Consider the following 21,071-nt stretch of genomic DNA (forward strand, 5'->3'; position numbering starts at 1 on the left):
GCCCACACGCCGGCTCAGCCGGCCGTTCGCGGCCCTGGCCTGACCGCGTCGCCGATGCGCGCCGCCATGGTCGCCAGCTCGTAGGCGACCTGCGACGGGTCACAGTCGTTGCGGGCCAACGCCGCTAAAGACGACCCGTCGGGCACCTGCTGCACGACGAGGATCCCGTCTCGCATCATCAGCATCTGGAAGTGCACACCGCCGGTCTGCAGCAGGTCGGTGGCGCCGCGCGCCAGACTGACCAGCCCGGACACGATCGCCGCGAGCTGATCGCCGCGGTCGGTGTCCAGACCGTCGGTGCTGGCCAGCAGCAGACCGTCGCCGGAAACCGCAACGACGTGCGCCACTGCGGGAATCTGGCTGGCCAGGTTGTTCAGAACAGTCGCCAGCTGCGAATTGCGGGCAGTAGTGGCGAGGCTCATCGGCGTTCTCCTGTCGGGAGGGGAGGGGTGGACGGCACGGCTCGCAGGCCGCGCATCGTGCCGGCGACCTGCGCCCGAATCGCCGCCGGGTCGATTTGCACGTAAGGCTCCGATGGGGTCCGCTGTGCCGGCAGGCCACCCGGGACGACGTGTGCCTGGGGGCGACGTCGAGGCAGACCGGAGGTGGTGCGTCCATCGGTTGCTGGTTCGGCGGCGGACGCCGCCGCCTGCCAGCCCGCGTCGGCGTCGGTGCTGAAACCACGCTCGTCGCTGCGAGACGGCCACAACCACGGCGACTTGGCAGCCATCGCCTGAAACATCGGCGGATCCGGCGGTAGCGGCGCGCCCACCGGCAACGACACCGGGCCCCGCTGGCGAGGCACAGGCGGCAATTCCATCGTCATGTCCGCGCTCGGCGATGCCGGTGGCGCCGGCACTACCGGCATCTGTTGGGTCTGACCAGTCCACCCAGTCCCCGCCCACGGAGTCGCCACCGCTGGATGAGGTGCAGGCTCGGGAGCCGGCCGCGTCGGGCGTTGGATCTGGCTCGGCACCACGATCTCCCGCACGTGCACCCGCGTGACGTACTCAGCTGGCACCAGGACCTCGGCGGTCACGCCGGTCGGCTGGCTGGCACCCAGCCGTACTCGCACCCCGAATCGCGCTGCTAGGCGGGATGTCACGACCAGTCCCATTTGGTCGGTGACCGCAACCTCGATCTCCGGGCTCGCCAACAGAGCGTTAGCGCGGTCGAACTGCTCCGGGATCATCCCGAGGCCGGAATCGACGACAAGGATCTGCACGTCATGCCCAGACCACCCCGCCACCACGCGCACCTGGTCGGCGGAGAACCGGGTGGCGTTGTCCAGCAGCTCCGCGAGGATCGACTTGACCGCGTAGACCGCGCGGGCGTCGATCTCGACCTCGACCAACTGCCCCGTGGTGATTCGGGCGAAGCCTTCGATCTCGGACAAGGCCGCGTTGACCAGGTCGGCGAGCACCACCGGACTTGGCTGTGATTGGGCCGGGCCGCCGCCGGCGACGATCAAGAGATTCGACCCGTAGCGGCGCAGCTGGGTGGCCTGCTGGTCCGCCGCGAACACCATCTCCAGCCGGTCGGGGTTCGCCTCGTCGCGCTCAAGACGATCAATGCTGGCCAGTAGTTGGTCAGTCAGGGTCTGCACGCGTCGACCAACCGACGTGATCATGGCGCTGACCAAGGCGCGTCCCCGTGCCTGCCCCACCGCCGCGTCCACCGCCGCGACCAGCACCAGGTTGAACGCGCCCGCGAGCTGGCCGACCTCGTCGCGGCCAACTACCGGCACCGCCACGCCTCCGGCGCCCTCGGCCAACCGTGCCGCCGCCGCCGGATCCGATGTCGCCCGCAGCCGCGCTACCAACGCAGGCAGTTCCACGTCCGCGACCCGGCGTGCACCCTGCTCCAGGGACGACAACTGCGCGACCAGCGACCGGGCCACACGCACCGCCGTCACCGCGGCGACCAGCAGCATCAGCAACAAGATCGCGGCTTGCACCGCCGCCGCGCGGACCTGGGCCATCCACAGGTCATCAGCAGCAGCCGCGATGTCAGCGTTTACCGTTGCCTGCACCTGGGCCAACAAGTCTGCTCGAGTGGTCATCACCCGACTCCATTGCTCGGCGCCGCCCGGAAGCCGCACCGGCTCGTACACGCCGGTTCCAGAGACCAGCCCGTCAAGGCGCACCGCGGCGAGGACGTCCCCGCCGGTCAACGTCCGCCCTAACCGCGCCCTCCACGACGGGCGCGCCAAGGCGTCGAACTCACGCAGCGCCTCATCCTGGCCGGACCGGGCGGCCACAATCTCCGCGTGCAGCGCCGGAGTCAACCGCCGCGCCGCCACCGCCTGCAACACCGCCACCTGTTGCTGACCCACCGCCTCGCGGGCCCGCGACGCCGTCGCCGACGCCCGCATCTCATCCGCCAACTGCGGTTCCACACCGCTCTGCGCCACCGTCAACAGCAGATCCCCGAGATCGGCGATGACGATCCGATAGCCGAACGCCACGGCGGACAACGCCACCGGGCCATCCCCGCGCACCCGCTGCCGCTGCGCCTGCACATCCGCCAAACCCGCATCAGCACGGGCCAGGACAGCCCGCACACCCCCGGGCGGGTCTTCGAGGTCTCCACGCAGCACCCGGAACCCGGAGATCGCCTCGTCGGCGCGCTGCACGGCCCGCTCGAAATCCGCAGGCTTCACCTTCGACCCCGGTAGCAGCAGACCCACCGCGGCAATCCGCTCCGCCTGCAGACGCTGCGTCACCTCGGTCGCCGACGCACCCACAGCGAACAAATCCCCGGCACTCTTGGCGGCCCTGGCTTCCCCCACGGAAGACCACAATCCGAAACCCGCCGACACCACCGCGACCAGCACAGTCGGCAGCACGATCAGCCCGGCCTTCCACCGCACCGACATATCCGCCAACCGGCGGCCCACTCTTATCCGCGAGACCCGCGCACCGCCACTAGCCGTGCTCACACCGCCGCCCAGTTGTCCGCAGCTGCGGCACCGCTGCCACGCCCGCTCCACGCCGCGTCACGCGGCCAGCGCCGGCCGGTCGCCGAGAGAGTCGCCGTAGCAAGCGCCTGCTCGTTGACGGGCCTGCCGGCGGAGAGTTGCCGGCCGGTCGATACCAGCAGCTGCGGCGCGATGGCCAGATGCGCCACCAGCGGCGTGATCAGCAGAGGCATGAACCTCCTGGCAACAGGCACGGCGAACCTTCCCTCGGTGAGTTGGCATCGCTGGCTGGTGACTACAGCGCAGCAGCGGCGTTGATGCCGGCATAGAGCGACCTAAGACGAGATCGATCAATGTCGGCCAGCCCTGCCAAGCGGTTTTGACAATCCGCCGACATTCCCGGCATCAGCAACATCCGTTGAAGATGAATGTCAGTGGATTGTCGGAATTAGACGAAATCCCTTATCGACACCACCGGTGACGCCTTTTGATGATTGAGTCAGCGCCCGCGTGGACGTCGCTGGCGATGAGGGACCGCAGCCGCGATGCGGCGTGACGGTCTGCCGTGTCCACGACCCCTTGGGAGGGCATGCACCATGACCATTTCATCCATGCCGGAGGTTGGAGAGGTTGGCCGTCGGGCCGCCGAGATCCTCGACAACATGCAAGCGCACCCGGCCTACGGCCGGCTGCAGAGCTCGTCGATGAAGTACTCCACCTGCTGGGCCACATTCACCGGCTACCCGGCAATCAGCCGTTGGTCGCTGGAGCGCGATGCCGCTCCGCTACTGGACGAAGCGCTGCGCGTGCTGGCGCTCAAAGCTGCCGTGTTCGATCTTTCCGGCGGCGACGAGCGCGCCGCTGAACTGCTGGTGCCGGCGCCGGTGGACGAGATGATCCACGCCGTGCTGGCCCAGTTCACGCTGATGACGCGCCTCCAGAGGGACTTGGGCGTCACCTTCCCCCATGCCACCGAGTTGGAGGAGTTCACCTACACCCGCGGCAGCATCACCGACGCCTACTACGCCGCCGCCGGGTGGGGAGAGCAGCCACTGCGGTACTGGCTGGACTCGGCCGAGGTGAATCGACGTCTCGGCCTGCTCAACGAGCGCTACCAGGCCGCTGGTCTCGGCCGGGATGGACGCAGCCACGACTTCGACTTCAACGAGCCGGTCGGCGCCGGGGTCAGCGGTTAGCCAACTCCACCGACAGCACCCGCCGCAGGGCCGTCACCGCTTCCTTCGCTCCGAACCGTTCGGCGGCCAGCCGCTCGGCGCGGGCAACAGCGGCGAAGATCCCTTCGGCGGGTGCCTGCCGCAAGACGGCTACAAGCCAACCATCCAGATCGACCACGTCGGCGGGCAACTCCAGCGCCGCCGCCGTCGGCGCCGGTCGGGGCACCTGATCGGGGACCAGCTCCCCCTGCGAGGCGTACCGGCCGGCGGGAAGGCCCACCCGGAACGGATGAACGCAAACGGCGACACCGTCGGCGGTCGCCCGCCACCCCAGGTCAGGTCGGTACGCGAATTCGGGTCCCGGCCGCTCGATCACATCGAACTGGCCCGGCCCGAGCTGCTGAGCCGGACACACCACGCAGGTCTGTTCACACCACTGCGGAAGGGGCCCCGACATGCCGCCGATCGTACGGCAATCAGGAGGTACCAGGGTATGCCGGTCTTATCGCCTCCCCGCCCCGCCGACATCGAGCGCGCCCTGCGCGACGCTCGGACGTGGTGCGCGGGGCACACCATCGACGACCGACCAGCCCTGGTCCACGCGCTGCGCGTCGCGGTGACCATCGGGCAACACGTCCTCACTCCAGCACAGGACGTGATCATCGCCGCGCTCCTGCACGACGTACCGGAATTCGCCGCGGCGGAAGCGGACGTCTACCAGACCCTCACCGCCGACTACGGGAGCGAGGCCGCCCGGATCATCGCCGCTCTCCAGGTCGAACACCGCGCCCTCGACGAACCCGACCCGCCCATCCGCGTCGACGACCAGCCCGTCCTGCTCGCCTCGACCGCCGACAAAATCGTCGCGCTGACCTCGCTGCTACGCCGGGCCCACAGCACGGGCAACGCAACGGACTTTTTTGACCGGCGCCCGGTGCTGTGCGGGCTACTGCCGCACTTTCGGGCGTTCCAACGCGCCGCACATCCTCGGCTGCCCGCCAGCATGTCAGCGCATCTCGACGCCGCCCTCACGCCGCTCGAGCGCGCCACCGCTCGTGCGCACGGTGCGGGTGCACGGTGAACAGCACCATGCTCGACGAGCGGGTCGGCACGCGACTACGTGGCGACCTGCTTGCCGCATCACGACGGGTACCGACGCGGCGACACATCATCCAGACATGGGAGCTGTCCTCCGTCGAGCGCTGGTTCTACCCCGACGGCAGCAGCCTCATCTGCAAAATCGCCACCGCACCGTTCACCGGCGAAGCGAACATCCTTCGCGCGCTCAACAATCAGCAAGCCCCAGTCCCGCTGCTAAACGGCTACACGATGCGCCCCGACGGGGTGGGCATGTTGATGGAGGACCTGGGCGAGGCAAGTCGGACCGCGACGCTCGCGGAGGCTGCCGCAACGGCCCGATGGGTTCACGCCACTGCGGGCATTCCCAACCTCCCGACCTTCGACGAAGCGGGCCTGGCGCGGCTACCGGAGCAAGGACTCGACGCGTTGGACGAGCTGCGTCGGCAAGGGCGCTTCACCCGCGACGCGGAAGGGATCGAAGCGGTGCTGCAGCGACTCGCTGCCACCGCACGACACAGAGCCGACGGTGCCGAGCGACCACCGTTCGGGCTGTGCCACGGCGAATTCCACCGCACGTCGCTGCACGTCAGCCGCACCGGCTGCCGCCTCGTCGACTGGGCCAAGGCATTCACCGGACCGGGCCTGTTCGACCTGGCCACCTGGTTCGGCACCCGCACACCCACCGAACCACGACTCCTCACCAAGCTCATCCACGCCTACGTCGCCGCAGGCGGCCACCCCGACGCCGAAGCCGACCGGGGCGGGCTTCCCGCTGCCCGATGGGCGCTGGGCTGGCACCGGGTGTGGGCGGCCTGGTGGCTGCTCACGACCGCCGCCGCTGACCACCACCCAGCTTCCGCCGATCGGCGCCATAGCCAAGTCGTCCTCCGGCAACTCCAGGGCGCCGTGGACCTGTTTGGAGCACCGCTGCCCCCTAGCGCCGGCCACCCATCTCTTACTACAGGAAGATCCTCGTGAAGCGCCTCGTCGTCGACACCCACGCCTCGTCCTGCTACTTCCGCACCTCCGTCGGAGGCGACGGGCGCAAAGCCTTGGTGCAGATCACCGAACGGTGCAACCTGCACTGCGCCCACTGCTTCGTCTCGTCGACTGCCGCCGGGTCCGACCTGTCCCGACTCGATTTCACTACCCGGGTGCTGCCGCGGCTGCTCGACGCCCGGGTCGAACGCCTCACGCTCACCGGGGGCGAGCCCTTCGTGCACCCCGACCTGATCGCCATGTGCCAGGCCGTAGCCGACCGAGACCTACCGCTGGGAATCTGCACCAACGCGACGCTGACCCGCGACGCTGACATCGACGCCCTGGCTGCCTTCGGCAACGTCCACGTCAACGTGTCCTTCGACGGATTCCGTCCCGACAGCCACGGCAAGTTCCGCGGTGACCGGTCGTCCTTCGACACGACCGTCGCGACCACCCGCAAGTTCGCCGACGCCGGCTTACTCAAGGGCCTGCTGTCCACACCCAACGCGCTGACCACCCCGCAGGAGTTCGCCGACCTGTGCGCGTTCGCCGTCGACGTCGGCGCCGAATACGTGCTGATGAACCCGCTGTCGTCCTTCGGCCGAGGAGTGAAGAGCCGCAGCAAGCTCGCCGCGACCACGACTGCCATGGAGGCGATCCGGGCGGTGACCGACCGTTTCGCTGACCAGCTCGATCTCGTCCGTATTCGCTTCCCCAACGACAACCTGCCGCTGGGTGGCTGCGACGCCGGCAAGCTGATCTACGTCTTCGTCGACGGCCAGGTCGCCGTCTGCCCCTACTTGGTCTTCGCCGCCCGCACGCCCGCCTCAGCGCACCGCGACACCGAGTTCCTGACGGGCAACATCCTCGACGGGGAGGCCGCCCCCAGCCTCGACGCCTACGACTTCCACACCCGCTACCAACTCGGCGCTAACCCGACCTGCGGCTCCTGCCAGGTGGCCGGGCAGTGCGGCAAGGGCTGCCCGGCCGCGGTCGTCGCCGCAGGTGGCCGCATAGGCGACGTCGACAGCAACCAGTGCCCCATCACCACACCCAACGGCCGCCGCTTGCTGCCGCTGTCCCCGTCGAAGGGGTGAGCAGTCTGTTCATCGCCGTCGAAGGGCCCAACGGAGTCGGCAAAACCACGATCGCCCGCCTTCTAGCCGACCGTCTCGCCGAACTCGGATCGGCCGGGGTCCACCTGACCGGTGAGCCCACCCGCACACCCTTGGGCCAACTCCTGCGCCGGCAGGAATCCTTCCTACACGGCAAGGCCCTGGCCCTCGCTCTCGCGGCGGACCGGGCCGCGCACATCGAAACGGAGATCATCCCCCGCCTCGACGACGGACTGCACGTCGTGACCGACCGGTACGTCGCCTCCTCGCTGGTGCTGCAACGCATCGACGGCCTCGACCTCGGTGAGATCTGGTCCTACAACCGCTACGTCCTGCCCGCCACCGTCATCTACCTCGAAGACCACCCAGAGGTCATCCGCACCCGTCTGGCAGCCCGGCCGCATCTGACCAGGCTGGAACTTGCCGGCTCACCCGAGAAAGAACTCGCCCTCTACCGCGACGCCGCAGCTCACCTGCGCCGGCAGCAGTGGCGTCAACACGTCGTCGTCTGTCACGGCCTCACCGCCGAGCAGGTCGTGGACACTATCCTCGGCCTGCTAACCGCCGACGGCCCCTGACCAGCGAGGCTCCCCGTGCTGTCCATCCTGACCATCAACGTGCAAGCCGCCGCACTCGCACGCGCGCAGAACCTGCTGCCCTGGCTGCTGCAGCGCGACGACCACCTGATCATCCTGACCGAAACCAGCAACGGACCCGGCACCCGTCACCTTCTCACCGGCCTTCGGGCGGCCGGGATGTCCGTCACCCACCAGCCCTCAGTCGACGGCGACCGAGGCTGCGCCATCGCCAGCCGCATCCCGACCCAGCCCGCCCCAGACCTCACCACCGGAATCACCCTGCCCGGCCGAGCCCCCGCTGTCACCCTCGAAACCCACCCCGCCGTCACAATCCTCGGCCTCTACGTCCCCTCCTCCGACCGAGCACCAGCCAAACTCGCCAAGAAGCGAGGCTTCCTCACCACCGTCACCGACGCCCTGACCCGGCTATCCGCCGACGACCGCGCACACCTGGTCGTCGGCGGGGACTACAACGTCATCAGCCGCGACCACCAACCCCACTACCCCGGCTTCCGATCCTTCGAGTACGAGTTCCTCGACGCCCTCGCTGCGGTCAAGCTCACCGACGTCCACCGGACCCTGCACCCCGACATGCATGCCTACAGCTGGATCGGTAGAAACGGCAGCGGCTACCGCTTCGACTATCTCCACGCTGGCGCCGCGCTCATGCCTGCGGTGGTGTCCAGCACCTACCTACACCAGCCCCGCCAGGCGAAGCTCACCGACCATGCAGCACTCACCGCTTGCCTCAACGTCACCCCGCGCGCCGTTACTGAGCGGCTAACTACTGCCGTGCCAGCACTTTTCTGAACCAATGTCGGCCTCGAATACTGTCTGCGGTCGTCGCCGAGTCTGCTTCCCGCCGGCTGTGGGTGAGGAGCAGAGCGGACGGCGGGCTGCGCCTCGTGAATCCGTACTTCCCTGGCACGTTTCTTCACGGAATCCAGCTAGAGTCGTGACGTTAGGTCACCTCAATGCTCATGTCTTGATGGTTGTCCCGCTCGTCCTCCTCGGAGCGTGATTGTGTCCGTTGCCCCGCCGCCGGAGCTCGCCCAAGCCCGGGCTGACCTCGGCAAAAGACTCGCCGAAGCGCGCAAGGCCGCTGGCTACACGCAAGAGACGCTGGCACCGCTGACGCATTACGTCCGCAGCACGATCGCGAACGTGGAGCGCGGTCGCCAGAGCATCGGCCGAGACTTCTGGGTTCGTTGCGACGAGATCCTGCATACCGGAGGTGTGCTCGCAGCGGAGTATGACCGGCTTCGAGCCTTGGTAACGCGCAACACCGCAGGACATTTCGACGGTGGACGCGCTCGCGGGGCCACCGTCGCCACCCGCACAGAAACACCCGTGCCAACGGCGCTTTCCTTGCTCGCGCCCCAGGCAGCAAATGGCGAGTTCGCCCCCCAGACGTACGTCGTTGACCTGTGGGCACCTGACGGCAGGTTCTTCCCTGGACTGGCGATACCGGCCTATGTTCACCCTGCGGTGGCCGAGGACGGCCGAGTTCTCACGGCGGTACCGGCCGGCTACTGCGACGACCGGCTACTGCGCACACCGCGACGGAGTCTGGTGTTAGGGCGGATCGAAACCGATCAGGGTGCCCAACTGTTCGGCTTGGACGCTCGTCATGCCCGCCAACGCCTCGCCCAGGCGGCCCCTGACGCGCGGCTCGTCATCCCGCAGGCGTACCAGCTTGACGAACTGATCCTCGCACTGTTGTGGGCTGTGGCGAACCTTGACGAAGCGCTGTTGGCCGACGACGCATGTATTGAGCAGGCCACCGCTGAACTGGCCTCCTACGAGCAGATGAGCCGATCCGCAGTCAGCCACGATCTTGCTGCGGATCTTAGCGACGTCGGCCGGATGTGGCTCGGGTCGGTCTTCTGCGCCGGACACATACACCGACACGCAGACGCCCTCGCCTCGACCCCCGCCTACTGGACCCGCGAACAGCGTGGTGAGGAAGCCAGCACTTGGCTGCTGTTCGCCCATAAGCAGAGGTATCTGGACCTCACCGCCGCGCGCGCCGGAAGTCACCGCATCATCCGCGCGTTCTGCATTCCTCGCGCGGCGGTCGACGCCTCCCCTCGGGGCGAGCGGATTCTCCTGCTGTTGGCGGTGGCACTGATGGAGTCGTACGGAATCGAGGTCGTCATCACCGACGAGCCGGAGTACGCAGGCACACCCGGCTTCGTGACCGACAGCGACCGTCGCGCGGTGCTCGCCAACTGGGTCGGCGCTCAAGGTATCTGGCATGTCGACGTCACCGACGACCACCGCACCGTGCGCCAGTACGGCGCGGCCATTAAACACGCCAGCGGCCGGTCAGTTATCGCCGCTGTGTCTCCGCCCGCACGCCTGCGTGCCCTGACCGAGTACCTGGATCTGAACTGGGAGACGCTCGCCAGGCGCTGCCGAGACCTCGCCGAACAGGGGTGCGCCGCCGTTGTGCAACCCCGCAGCAGACATCTGTCTACCGCCGGCATCGACCGCGCCTGCCGCTACCTCGCCGACGCCGCCGTATTGACCGACTAGTCTTCCGACAGCGATGATCGTCGCCGTCGGGAGGCCAGAACATTGTCATCGTGCACACGAGCATCGCCGCGGGTGACGGTCTTCGGGCTTGGCGGCACCATCGCCATGACCACCTCACAGGGCGGCGGCGTCGTCCCGGCACTGACCGCCAGTGATCTTGTGGCCGCTGTGCCCGGCCTTGCCGATACCGGCATCGCGATCGACGTCGTCAACTTCCGTAGCCGCCCCGGCGCCTCCCTGACATTCGCCGACCTGGCTGACCTGGCCCGGAGCGTCCACCAGGCCGCCGCCGCAGGCACCTCCGGCATCATCATCACCCAGGGAACGGACACCCTCGAAGAAACCGCCTACTACTTGCATCTCCTGCACACCGGACCGCAGCCCATCATCGTCACCGGTGCCATGCGCAACCCCACCCTCGCCGGTCCAGACGGGCCCGCCAACCTTCTCGCCGCCACCAGGGTCGCTGCCAGCCCTCATGCCCGGGACCGGGGCGCTCTCGTCGTCATGGCCGACGAGATCCACGCCGCCGACCGTGTCCGGAAAACGCACTCCGTCAGCACTCAGGCGTTCACCTCACCCAACGGCGGCCCACTCGGCTACGTCGTGGAAGGCAAACCCCGCTTTCTCAGCCACACCGCCCCCCGCCAAGCTGTACCGACGCCCGTACGCCAGCCGCGCGTGGGCCTCTACACCGCCACAGTCGGCGACGACGCGACTTACCTGTCCGCAACGGCAGCCCACCTTGACGGCCTCGTCATCGCTGGCTTCGGCGTCGGGCACGTCCCGGACACCTGGGTCTCCACTCTCACTGCGCTCGCCCAGCAGATCCCCGTGGTCCTCGCCTCCCGCATCGGTGCGGGGCCAGTGCTCGCCAGCACCTACGGCTTCCCGGGTTCCGAGCGAGATCTCACCGAACGGGGACTCATTCCTGCGGGCTTCCTCGACCCCTACAAGGCCCGGATCCTGCTCCACCTTTCGCTTGCTGCAGGCGCAACCGCCCACGAGACGGCAACGGCGTTTCGCGCCGTGGCCGAGCCCGGAGAGCCGTGGCCATGGCCGCAGCAGCCGGCCACCAACGCCCCGACCGCCTGAAGGAGTCCCTCTTGCGCAGCCGCGAAGTCGTCCCCGGACGTACCATCGTCGTCGTCTTCGACCACGGGGAAGACTTCTACGACGCTCTCGACCGCACCTGCCGCACCCATGGCATCCGCCAGGGCTACATCCCCACGTTTATTGCCGGCCTCGCCACCGCGGACATCGTTGGCACCTGCGAACGCCTCGACAACCCCGACGCCCCCGTGTGGACGAAAGTCCATCTAACCAATGTCGAGGCCCTCGGCGGCGGCACCCTTGCCTACAACCCCGACACCGACACCGTCGAGCCGCACATCCACCTCACCGTCGGCTTGAAAGCACACAGCGCCACCGCCCACACCAGCCATCTACTCGCGGCCACCGTTCAATTCCTCACCGAAATGATCATCGTGGAGGTTACCGAACCAACGATGACTCGCGTTCGTCAAGCCGACCTCTACGGAGTGCCACTCCTGCAGTTCCCTTGAACAAGATCGAAAGCGGCGGCACAGCGACCCCCTAGTTGGGGCGCCCGATTGATGGGTAGGGCAGTTCAGGCTGACCGGTGCAATCCGCGGATCCGGCGTGGCCGCTGAGTGCACAGCCGGGGGACGGCGTCAGTCCTGATTCCACCACGTCAGACCGGTGCCGACATGCTCGCGGCAGCGATCGCCAGGTTCCATATCAACGTGTCGTAAGTGTCCACGACCCGCTGCACCGGCACGCCCAATGAACGAATCATAGCGTCGAGCCCGCGCTGCACCTGCTCACCCGAATGCTGCGAGCTAACCAGGCGCTCCACCTCAACGAAGGTACCGAGGCCCTCGACTACGTCGACGCATACCGTCACGCCGTCCCATACGCCGGTTCGGCGTTGCTTGACAATTCGCACGGTTGGCACCCAACCCATCGTGGCGAGAGCGGCGTGCATCGCGTCACGGTCGTGGATGACGCAGTCGTGCTCCAGACATGCCATCTCGTTGTCGATCGGCTTCTTCACGGTGAACAGATGGCGACCCTGCTGCGTACGTAGACGCGCAAACGGAACACCGATCTTCGACATCCCGTACGACCAGCTGGCTGGCGCGTACGCCTGGTCGTCCTGAACCGACGGCTCCGTCAACACCACCTGCCGCTGCGCGAGTTCCTTGATCAACTCTCGCAGGTCGCTGACGCGGTACTTGGCTTCAACCTCATGATCATTCTTGGCCTCCGCGCGGGTCACGAGCAGGGAGCATACGAGAATCCCAGGCCACGCGGGCTCGAGACGCCGCGAGGGCGATGTCGGAACTTTGTCGGAAGAATGTTGGAACCTGCCGCTGGCAGCCTATCGGCCTGCGGCTGCTCGACGAGGCCGGCCAGGCAGCAACAGATCTCGACCCCGCCGCACGAGCTCGCATAGCAGCCGCGCAGGCCCAGGCCTACGCCGCCCTGCGGCTTCCACGCGAGGCTACCGCCGCTCTGCAGCGGGCAAAAGCAGCGGTCAATGGACTGTCACCGGCTGACTGCGTCGGCTTCTACAGCGACTGGAGCAACGCGCGCCTCCACGTGTATGCGGGCAATACCATCTTCTTCTCGGCCAGACCGACGAGGGGCTGGTGGGTCAGCGCGGCGGTGAGCCAGCGGCTGTGGATGTACTCGAAAGTGCCGTACAAACGCTCGAACACGACCCCGCGAATGTCAACGTCGCCCTCGCAGCAGCAGTGGACCTCGCGAGCGCCTACGCCGAGACCGGCGCGCCGCTCGGGCTCTCCCCGGCACGACCCGGAACTGACAAGCCGACCCCGCTCAGCCACCCCCGCCTACCGGAGCAGCGCACAGAACCCCGCCCGTCGGCGCCGACGCGACACCGCGGATGAATCCCACCAGCGCTACCGACACGCTGTCAGGGGCAGTCAGCAGAATGGGCAGCATGACCACACCTTCCGCAGCGGCGCCCGCTGTCGACCTCGCTGACGAGGCCGCCTACCTTGAAGCCGTCGCGCAGGCGCGGAAGGCCGCCGATGCCTACTACGGCTCCGGCGAATCAGACTTGGACGACGAGACCTACGATCGGCTGCTGCGCGGGATCACCGCGTGGGAGGACGCGCACCCCGGACAGATCGCGGTCGACTCCCCGTCCCAGCAGGTCGCGGCAGGCGTGACAACGGGCGACGTCGCGCACCCCGTTCCGATGCTCAGCCTAGGCAACGTCTTCTCCGACGAGGAACTCAGGGCTTGGGCCGCGTCGCTGGAGCGGCGGCTGGGCGGAGCCGCAGTGGCAGGCTGGGCGGTGGAACCCAAGCTCGACGGTGTGGCCCTGGCAGCCCGCTACCGCGAGGGGCGGCTGGTGCAACTCGTCACCCGCGGCGACGGGACGACAGGGGAAGACGTGTCCCACGCGATCGGGGACATCACCGGCCTGCCCACGACCCTGACCGAACCGGTCACGATCGAAGTGCGGGGCGAAGTCCTCATGACCGAGGACCAGTTCGCCGCCGCGAACGAGCTGCGGGTCACGCACGGCGCCACGGCCTTCGCCAACCGCCGCAACGCCTCCTCGGGCTCACTGCGCGCCAAGGACCGGGCCTACCGAATCGGTCAGACCTTCCTGGCCTACGCCGCACTGACCCACCCCGAGCACACCGACGACCCCGCCCTCGCCGCGCTCACCCACACCCAACTCATCGCCCGCCTCGCCGATCTCGGGCTGGGGACGATGACCGACACCCCGCTCGCCACCCGCACCTACGCGACCCTTGACCAGGTCGTGAACCGGGTGCACGAGATCGGCGCCCTGCGCGCGGGACTCGACATCGAACTCGACGGTGCCGTGATCAAGGCCGACAGCCCCGCGGACCAGATCCGGGCCGGGATGGGCTCTCGCACCCCGCACTGGGCCACCGCCTTCAAGTTCCCGGCCGCCCAGAAGATCACCGTGCTGCGCGCCGTGCAGTGGAGCGTGGGCCGCACCGGTGTGATCGCCCCACGGGCCGTCCTCGACCCCGTGGACGTCGCCGGCACCACCATCACCTACGCCACGCTGCACAACCCGGCCGACATCACCCGCCGCGGTCTGATGCTCGGAGACCACGTCATCGTCTACCGAGCCGGCGAAGTCATCCCCCGCGTCGAAGGCGCGGTCGCCGGTCTCCGCACCGGCACCGAGCAGCCCATCGACTTCCCCGAACTCTGCCCACGCTGCGGCTCCGGCATCGACCGCAGCCAGGAGCGCTGGCGCTGCGCGCGGGGACGCTCCTGCGGCCAGAAAGAGGCGATCCGGTACGCCGTGGCCCGCGACGCGCTCGACATCGACGGCCTCGGCGAGAGAATCATCGTGCAACTCGTCGACAAGGGCCTGATCGAGGACTTCGCCGACCTGTTCACCCTCACCCGCGAACAGCTACTCACCCTGGACCGCATGGGGGCCAAGAGCGCCGACAACCTCCTAGCCGCGATCGAGACAGCCAAGACCAAGCCCCTCAATCGCGTCTTCTGCGCCCTCGGCATCCTCGGCACCGGCCGTTCCATGTCGCTGCGCATCGCCGCGCACTTCGGCTCCATGCAAGCCATCCGAGACGCCGACGCCGTCGCACTAGAGCAGGTCAACGGCATCGGCAACGAGAAGGCCGCAGTGATCATCGAGGAACTGACCGACCTCGCCCCGATCATCGACAAGCTCGTCGCCGCAGGTGTAAATCTGGACCAGCCCGGCTTCGCTCCCGCTGCTCCCATAGATGCTGAGGGCGATGCGGAGGCGTCCGGCCAGGCGGCGATGAGCGAGCTGCCCTTGGCGGGGCTGACCGTGGTGCTAACCGGCGCGATGACCGGGCCTCTCTCGGACCTATCCCGAACCGAGATGACCGAACTGATCGCCAAAGCCGGGGGACGCGCATCCTCAAGCGTCTCTGCCCGCACCCACCTCGTCGTCACCGGAGAAAAGGCCGGCAGCAAGCTCGACAAGGCCCGCGCACTGGGCATCGAAACCATCACACCCGAGGAACTCGCCCAGCGCCTCGCTGGACACCTAACGTGAATAGGGTGTGAATGACCAGGCCCACGTCGACCGGCGACGTTGCTGCGACTCTGGTTCGCAAAGCAGCTCATGCCTCGATCGTGGATTCCGTTGTTCCGACCGCCTTCGCTGACCTGGTCGCCGGCGAGGCCCTGATCCGAGCTGGTGGCCGACGCAAACGGCCAGTCCGTCGGGGAGACGGATATCGTGACGACTGTGGCAGACAGGCGAGGCCGTCGGGTTCAGGTCAGCCGCCGGGCGCTCCTGCAGGACGACGGTGCACGACACCACCGCGGGTAAAGGCGCGCCCTCGTGACACAGGTCATCGAGCCGACGCACAATCCGTGGCATGAGTGCCGACGAAGCGCAGCCGCCGGTGATCCTGCGGGTGCAGCAACCCGCCGACCCAGTCGGCGCGGTCACCGAGGAGGATGCGGCACGGCGAACGGTGGCCTACCCGAAGATCCGCATCGGCGCTCCACTGTTCGGCCACGCGGTGCAAGGAGATCGCGGGCGGTGGCAGGTGTACGCCGTCGTGTCGGATACGCCGCAAGCCGCGCGGAATGAGCTCGCGCACCACCTCATGGAACAGCTCGACGAGACCACCGACCCCCTGTTGGCTGGGGAGCTCACCACCGCGCTCGGTGTCCTGGACCGGGAGAAGGTGAACGAGGTGGTGATCAGCGGTCGCGTGCACCGCATCGTGCGGGTGGACACGTTCGCACGGTTCGGCCCGGACGGGCCCGAACCACCCCGACCCACCGACCGCGACCCCCGCGACGCCGAGGACCACGACAGCTTCCTCGCTCCCGAGATCGTCATCGACCCGGAGGAGGCGACCGGCCTCAGTGAGGCAATGCTGCGGGCCGAGCTGATGACCGCGCACTATCCCCGCGCCCAGGTCCCCGCCGACGTATACGCCGAGAGCGTCGCCGCCGTCGCCTCCCACCCGGTCGGGGTCATCCTGCCGACCCGCTACGCCGCCGCCGAATCTGTGGCAGGGTCGTGGCGGCCCTACAGTCGCGCGGTGGCCACGCCGCAGTTGGCCCGCGGCGAGATCGCCTTCGGCCTGCGCCACATCGAACCGCGCCTACTGCGGCTGACCGACGACCCGGCAGCCGCCTACCGACAAACCGCCGACACCCTCGACACCAATCCCGTGGACGACGTCACCGTGCTCGGACGCCACTTTCGGGTCACCCGCATCGAGACGCTGCTGCGCATGGGCGCCAGCGGCCCGGAAATGCCCCGACCATCGGACCCCGATCCGGACCAGCCACCGGGCGCGGGCGGCCAGCGCTAAGACGAACAACGGCAACACCAGAGAGCCCGGACAACCGTCCAACCCGCCGCCACCTCCTAGCCCAGGCTGCCAGGCGCCTCACACAGACCGTTCGGCGGACGCCGGGTGCCGGGGTGATCGTCACCGGGTTCTCGAATCGTGCACCATCGGCGCGTGAGGAGCGGTACATGCGGGTGATCTGGATCAACGGTGCGTTCGGCGCGGGGAAGACGACGCTGTCGGAGGCGTTGACTGCGGCGGATCCTCGGCTGTTGCTGTTCGATGCGGAGTTGCCAGGGTTCATGCTCCGCCAGATAGTTCCTCCGCCCGCGAGCGGGGATTTCCAGGATCTGCGGGTGTGGCGTCGTAGCGTGGCGGATACGGCGATAGCACTACTGCAGGAGTACGGACGCACGCTCGTGGTGCCGATGACCGTGGTGGTGCCGTCATATCTTGAGGAAATATTCGGTCGGTTGCGCGCCCACAGCGTGAGCGTCGACCATTTCTTTATCGACGTGCCCTTCCGCGTCCTACAGGCTCGAATTGAGGCGCAGTCGATCTGGCCGGATGACCCGGCTCGTGATGGGCAGGTGCGTACGTGGCGGCTGCAGCAGGTGGCACGCTGCGCTGCCGCTGTGGGCTTGTTGCCGGCTGACACGGTGGTGCTAGAAGGTGAGCTGCCGGTAGCGGAGTTGGCATCGCAGGTGTTGGCGCGGTCGGTTGGATCGTGATCAGGCGTGCGGGCCAGGGGCCATGATCGCTTGGGCTGCGGCGTTGCTGGCCGCCGACCAACCGACGGGATCGCCGCAGTCGTGGTGCTTACCGGTGAGGGGTGGATCAATACGTCGTTGTCGCGGGCGAGGGCGATGACGGCGTCGGCGGGCAGCGGGGTGCGGCTGACGCACGCAGTTGACTCGCCGTTGCGGCCGGGCTTTTCGAGCAGCTAATCGAGTAGTTGGTGACCCTCGGCTGCCCGCGAGTGGAGGATGCCGTAGCGGTGGGCTCGGTGCCGGGCACCGTTGCGGCGGCGAGCGCCTCCGGTACTTCGGCTGCGGCTCGGGACAGCGGCCAGGTTAGCCAAGTCCGATCCGCCATCGTTGCGAAAGAGGAGGTCATTGCCAGCGACGAGGAGGAAGTCGGCTCCGGCGATGAAGTCAGCCGCAACGACGGCGCGTAGCGCAGGGAGGTACCGGTCATCGCGCGGTGGCTCGATGAACGTGAAGTCGGCCTGGCGCTGCAGGTCCCGAGAGGTGCGAACTTGTCCTGCAAGCCGTGTGCGGTGAAGTAGTCCTTCTTACTGCGGGCCACCTGGTTGTCAGCGGATTGTCGGATCCGACCGGCGGCACTTACCGACATCGACGAGGACTTGATGGACTCGCCCCAAGTATCGCGGCGCAGCTGGGCGGCCAGCATCGATGTCCGGGGTGTCGCCATGGTGCGTCCTGAACCCATAAGAGCAGGGGCGCCGGGGTGGGTGCCCGTACGTGGGTGGCCGTAGCTCGCCCCGGGCCCAGTTGATAGCCGGGAATGCCGTCGAGGAGAGAAGGGGTACCTGTCATGGGTTTACCGCAGGCGTTGGCGGCCCAGGGAGTCGCCGAGAACCCCGGACTGTTCATCTGCCTTGAGGGGATCGATGGAGCTGGCAAGACGACAGCTGTTGGGTATGTCGCTGAGGCGTTGCGCGACCTTGGAATTCCGGCCGATGTCTTCGACAAGAAGAGCACAGAGTTTGGCTCCGACTACGTGCGTCGCCATGCTTGTGAGCTGCGGGCGTTGATCTGGGAGCATCCCGCTGACGACCCGTACCTCGAACTGGGCGACATGCACTGGGTGTACTTGCAAGCCGCCTGGTATTCGGCCGCGGCGCACTGTGCGGTGCGGCCCATGATCGAGGCGGGGCAGGTGGTGGTCACGGACACCTGGACCTACAAGTTTTTGGCGAAGCTCGCAATGCGACCGGGTGTGGAGTTTGCCAGGGCGGCTGCGGTGTTCGAGGGGTTGCCGAAGCCGGACCTTATCGTCCGTCTGGATCTTGACCCCGTAACAGCCGCGAGTCGCAAGGCGATCTTCGGTATCAGCGAGGCCGGAAACCACGAAGGCGACGTGACGCTGACCCGGGAGGCGTTCGTCAGCTACCAGCGACGCTTGTCCGAGGTGCTCGACTCATGGACGGTCCAGCATGGTTGGACGCCTCTGGACGTCAATGGCATGTCGCCGAAGGACGTCGGCGATGCCGTGGCCAAGTTGGTCGTGGCCAGTCAGAACGCACGACGTTGGGAGTCAACGCCTGTCAGCCCGGTGGGGATGTGATCGGGGTGTGGCGGATCGGAAAGCGGTTTTCCTTCGACGCCTCGCACCAGCTGCCGGGCCTGCCTGAAGGGCACAAGTGCGGTCGCTTGCACGGGCATACCTACACGGTCGAGGTGGTGCTGGAGGGCGACTCGCTTACCGGGCCGGGTTTCGTGACCGACTTCGGTGACCTGGCCCCGTTCGGCCGGTACATCAACGATCACCTCGATCATCGGCACCTCAACGACGTCCTGGGCGATGTCGCACCCACCAGTGAACGGCTGGCATGGCACCTCGCGCAGTGGCTGAAGGACCACCTGGCTGAATCGCTGGGCGGCCGGCTGGCTGTCGTCCGAGTGTCCGAGACGCCCAGTAGCTGGGCCGAATACGTCCTGGACGTGACGTGAGCACCGTGCTCCCGCCGATGTCCGACCGGCGGCTGTTGGTGGCGGACGTCTTCGGCCCGACGTTTCAGGGCGAAGGCCCGTCGACCGGGCAGCAGGCGATGTTTGTCCGACTCTCCCGCTGCAATCTGCGCTGTCCTGGCTGCGACACCCCCTACACGTGGGACACACGCCGCTACGACCTGCGGGAACACACGGTGGTCGCATCCGTCGAGGCCGTCACGGAGCAGGTGCTCGCCGCACCGCCGACCCTGGTGGTGATCACGGGTGGGGAGCCGCTGCTGCAACAGCCCACCGTGACCGTGCTCGCTGAGCGGCTCGCCGCCGCTGGGCGCCGAGTGGAGATCGAAACCAACGGCACGATCGCCCCAAGTCCCGCGCTAACCGCCGTGGTGGATCGGTTCAACGTCTCGCCGAAGCTGCCATCGTTCGCCGCCGACGGCGACCGGCCGATCAACGCCGCCGCGCTGGCCGCGTTCGTCGCGACGGAACGGGCGGTGTTCAAGTTCGTCGTCACCGAGCCGGGCGACCTCAACGCTATCGGCGACCTCACCGACCGGCACGGGCTGGCCCCGGTGTGGGTGATGCCGGAGGGCACCCAGTCCGGGCAACTCGTGGCGGACCTTCGCGCGCTGGCAGACGAGACGCTGCGGCGTGGGTGGAACCTGACTGGTCGACTGCATGTGCTGCTGTGGGAGGACGCCCGTGGGCGCTGACCTTGGCGCACCTCGGCTGGTCGTAGTCGGCGGTGTCTCCGTCGACCGGATCAGCACACCGCGACGGCATGGGGTGCAGGTACTTGGTGGTGGCGGCCTCTACGCGGCGCTGGCAGCGGCGACCCGCACCACCGTCGGCCTGGTCGGGATCAGCAGTGACCACCCGCTGACCGCGGGCAGGCCATGGCGGCCCGCAGTCAGCGACGCGGGACTGATCACCCTTCCTCACCGTGGCCTCGCCTTCGACATCAGCTACGACGCCGACGGCCGGGCCACCTACCACACCGACCACGCCGGCGATGAGCAGTACCTGCTCCCCGGCGACATGCCGCCGGTCTACCGGGGTGCCACCGGGTTTCACCTCTGCGCCCTGGGCGATCCCGGCGTCCAGTTGCAATACGCGACAGCTCTGCGCGGAATGTCCGGCGCCCGGCGTGCTCGGATCAGCGCTGGCACGTTCCTGGCCCGAATCGCCGCCGACCGCCGCACCGTACTGCGGATGATCGACACCTGCGACGTGTTCGTGTGCTCGGCGCCGGAAGCCGTTGCCCTCGCTGCCGTGACGCACGTGGAGGACGCGCTGGCGTGGCTGTCTCAAACGCTCGCCGGACCGGGGCGGGAGGTCGTGGTAACCGACGCGGCCAGTGGCTGTCACGTCCTGACCCACGACGCCGTGCGCAGGATTCCGACGTTCCCACGTCCCGCCGTGGACCCCACCGGTGCCGGCGAGGCGTTTTCCGGCGCGCTCGCGGCGTGCCTGGTCGAGGGTGACGAGCTGCTAAGCGCGGCCGGGTACGCATGCGCCGTCGCATCCCTGGTGGTGGAGGACTTCGGTGCGGCGGCGCTGCTGCAACCCAATCAGCAGGTGCTGGCCACGCGCGTGACCGCGGTGCGCCGTTCGGTCGTCGAGGCGGGGAGCTGA

23 protein-coding genes are annotated in these 21,071 nt (G+C 68.0%); 17 read left to right on the forward strand and 6 right to left on the reverse strand.

The genetic code is table 11. From position 1 onward, the window contains the following. Window positions 1-14 precede the first annotated feature (14 nt). The 3 genes from QCZ28_RS12165 to QCZ28_RS12175 are packed head-to-tail and all read right to left on the reverse strand — an operon-like array spanning window position 15 to window position 3,153. Window positions 15-422 (reverse strand): roadblock/LC7 domain-containing protein, encoded by a 408-nt coding sequence (locus QCZ28_RS12165; protein ID WP_279516748.1) that lies wholly within the window; start codon window positions 420-422, stop codon window positions 15-17. Then, the gene (locus QCZ28_RS12170; protein ID WP_279516749.1) at window positions 419-2,878 is read right to left on the reverse strand and encodes a nitrate- and nitrite sensing domain-containing protein; all 2,460 of its coding nucleotides are present in this window, start codon (window positions 2,876-2,878) and stop codon (window positions 419-421) included. Before QCZ28_RS12170 ends, QCZ28_RS12165 begins: the two co-directional genes overlap by 4 nt. A 59-nt stretch (window positions 2,879-2,937) precedes the next feature. Next, complete coding sequence (locus QCZ28_RS12175) at window positions 2,938-3,153, reverse strand: hypothetical protein (protein ID WP_279516750.1); 216 nt, start codon at window positions 3,151-3,153, stop codon at window positions 2,938-2,940. 363 nt (window positions 3,154-3,516) lie between these two features. Here QCZ28_RS12175 and QCZ28_RS12180 point away from each other — a divergent pair, with 363 nt between their 5' ends. After that, window positions 3,517-4,116, forward strand: a complete 600-nt coding sequence (locus QCZ28_RS12180) for a hypothetical protein (RefSeq protein ID WP_279516751.1) — start codon at window positions 3,517-3,519, stop codon at window positions 4,114-4,116. Here QCZ28_RS12180 and QCZ28_RS12185 read toward each other — a convergent pair. Further along, window positions 4,106-4,375: a hypothetical protein gene (locus QCZ28_RS12185; protein WP_279516752.1), complete on the reverse strand. Its 270-nt coding sequence runs from the start codon at window positions 4,373-4,375 to the stop codon at window positions 4,106-4,108. The two genes, QCZ28_RS12180 and QCZ28_RS12185, sit on opposite strands and share 11 nt — an antisense overlap. Window positions 4,376-4,384: 9 nt before the next feature. Between QCZ28_RS12185 and QCZ28_RS12190 the strand changes: the two genes are divergently transcribed. From QCZ28_RS12190 to QCZ28_RS12225, 8 genes are all read left to right on the forward strand, one after another. Then, window positions 4,385-5,176, forward strand: coding sequence for a metal-dependent phosphohydrolase (locus QCZ28_RS12190; RefSeq protein WP_279516753.1), 792 nt, complete (start codon window positions 4,385-4,387; stop codon window positions 5,174-5,176). Then, window positions 5,173-6,153 carry a phosphotransferase gene (locus QCZ28_RS12195; protein ID WP_279516754.1) on the forward strand — a complete coding sequence of 327 codons (981 nt, stop codon included), beginning with the start codon at window positions 5,173-5,175 and terminating at the stop codon, window positions 6,151-6,153. The genes QCZ28_RS12190 and QCZ28_RS12195 overlap by 4 nt, the downstream gene beginning before the upstream one ends. Beyond that, window positions 6,150-7,253 (forward strand): radical SAM protein, encoded by a 1,104-nt coding sequence (locus QCZ28_RS12200; protein WP_279516755.1) that lies wholly within the window; start codon window positions 6,150-6,152, stop codon window positions 7,251-7,253. Before QCZ28_RS12195 ends, QCZ28_RS12200 begins: the two co-directional genes overlap by 4 nt. Then, on the forward strand, window positions 7,250-7,849 hold the full coding sequence (tmk, locus tag QCZ28_RS12205; RefSeq protein ID WP_279516756.1) for a dTMP kinase: 600 nt from the start codon (window positions 7,250-7,252) through the stop codon (window positions 7,847-7,849). The genes QCZ28_RS12200 and tmk overlap by 4 nt, the downstream gene beginning before the upstream one ends. A 15-nt stretch (window positions 7,850-7,864) precedes the next feature. After that, complete coding sequence (locus QCZ28_RS12210; RefSeq protein ID WP_279516757.1) at window positions 7,865-8,659, forward strand: endonuclease/exonuclease/phosphatase family protein; 795 nt, start codon at window positions 7,865-7,867, stop codon at window positions 8,657-8,659. A 213-nt stretch (window positions 8,660-8,872) separates the two neighbouring features. After that, window positions 8,873-10,387, forward strand: a complete 1,515-nt coding sequence (locus tag QCZ28_RS12215; protein WP_279516758.1) for a helix-turn-helix transcriptional regulator — start codon at window positions 8,873-8,875, stop codon at window positions 10,385-10,387. Between the two features lie 72 nt (window positions 10,388-10,459). After that, the gene (locus QCZ28_RS12220; RefSeq protein WP_279516759.1) at window positions 10,460-11,482 is read left to right on the forward strand and encodes an asparaginase; all 1,023 of its coding nucleotides are present in this window, start codon (window positions 10,460-10,462) and stop codon (window positions 11,480-11,482) included. 11 nt (window positions 11,483-11,493) lie between these two features. After that, window positions 11,494-11,952: a DUF296 domain-containing protein gene (locus QCZ28_RS12225; RefSeq protein ID WP_279516760.1), complete on the forward strand. Its 459-nt coding sequence runs from the start codon at window positions 11,494-11,496 to the stop codon at window positions 11,950-11,952. 149 nt (window positions 11,953-12,101) lie between these two features. Here QCZ28_RS12225 and QCZ28_RS12230 read toward each other — a convergent pair whose 3' ends face one another. Both QCZ28_RS12230 and QCZ28_RS12235 read right to left on the reverse strand, forming a co-directional pair. Beyond that, window positions 12,102-12,689 carry a CYTH domain-containing protein gene (locus QCZ28_RS12230; protein ID WP_279516761.1) on the reverse strand — a complete coding sequence of 196 codons (588 nt, stop codon included), beginning with the start codon at window positions 12,687-12,689 and terminating at the stop codon, window positions 12,102-12,104. A 292-nt stretch (window positions 12,690-12,981) separates the two neighbouring features. Beyond that, window positions 12,982-13,131 (reverse strand): hypothetical protein, encoded by a 150-nt coding sequence (locus QCZ28_RS12235; RefSeq protein WP_279516762.1) that lies wholly within the window; start codon window positions 13,129-13,131, stop codon window positions 12,982-12,984. 245 nt (window positions 13,132-13,376) lie between these two features. Here QCZ28_RS12235 and ligA point away from each other — a divergent pair, with 245 nt between their 5' ends. From ligA to QCZ28_RS12275, 8 genes are all read left to right on the forward strand, one after another. Next, window positions 13,377-15,479, forward strand: coding sequence for an NAD-dependent DNA ligase LigA (ligA, locus tag QCZ28_RS12240; protein WP_279516763.1), 2,103 nt, complete (start codon window positions 13,377-13,379; stop codon window positions 15,477-15,479). Between the two features lie 328 nt (window positions 15,480-15,807). Next, window positions 15,808-16,761, forward strand: a complete 954-nt coding sequence (locus tag QCZ28_RS12245; RefSeq protein ID WP_279516764.1) for a DUF5954 family protein — start codon at window positions 15,808-15,810, stop codon at window positions 16,759-16,761. A gap of 167 nt (window positions 16,762-16,928) precedes the next feature. Then, window positions 16,929-17,471 (forward strand): AAA family ATPase, encoded by a 543-nt coding sequence (locus tag QCZ28_RS12250; RefSeq protein WP_279516765.1) that lies wholly within the window; start codon window positions 16,929-16,931, stop codon window positions 17,469-17,471. A gap of 266 nt (window positions 17,472-17,737) precedes the next feature. Further along, complete coding sequence (locus QCZ28_RS12255; RefSeq protein ID WP_279516766.1) at window positions 17,738-17,917, forward strand: hypothetical protein; 180 nt, start codon at window positions 17,738-17,740, stop codon at window positions 17,915-17,917. Window positions 17,918-18,297: 380 nt separating this feature from the next. Beyond that, complete coding sequence (locus tag QCZ28_RS12260) at window positions 18,298-19,050, forward strand: hypothetical protein (RefSeq protein WP_279516767.1); 753 nt, start codon at window positions 18,298-18,300, stop codon at window positions 19,048-19,050. Further along, window positions 19,047-19,436, forward strand: a complete 390-nt coding sequence (gene queD / locus QCZ28_RS12265; protein ID WP_279516768.1) for a 6-carboxytetrahydropterin synthase QueD — start codon at window positions 19,047-19,049, stop codon at window positions 19,434-19,436. The genes QCZ28_RS12260 and queD overlap by 4 nt, the downstream gene beginning before the upstream one ends. Further along, complete coding sequence (locus QCZ28_RS12270; RefSeq protein ID WP_279516769.1) at window positions 19,433-20,149, forward strand: 7-carboxy-7-deazaguanine synthase QueE; 717 nt, start codon at window positions 19,433-19,435, stop codon at window positions 20,147-20,149. The genes queD and QCZ28_RS12270 overlap by 4 nt, the downstream gene beginning before the upstream one ends. Then, window positions 20,139-21,071: a PfkB family carbohydrate kinase gene (locus QCZ28_RS12275; RefSeq protein WP_279516770.1), complete on the forward strand. Its 933-nt coding sequence runs from the start codon at window positions 20,139-20,141 to the stop codon at window positions 21,069-21,071. Before QCZ28_RS12270 ends, QCZ28_RS12275 begins: the two co-directional genes overlap by 11 nt.

Origin of the sequence: Micromonospora sp. DH14, assembly GCF_029809455.1 — a bacterium.
GTDB classification, from domain to species: domain Bacteria; phylum Actinomycetota; class Actinomycetes; order Mycobacteriales; family Micromonosporaceae; genus Micromonospora; species Micromonospora parva.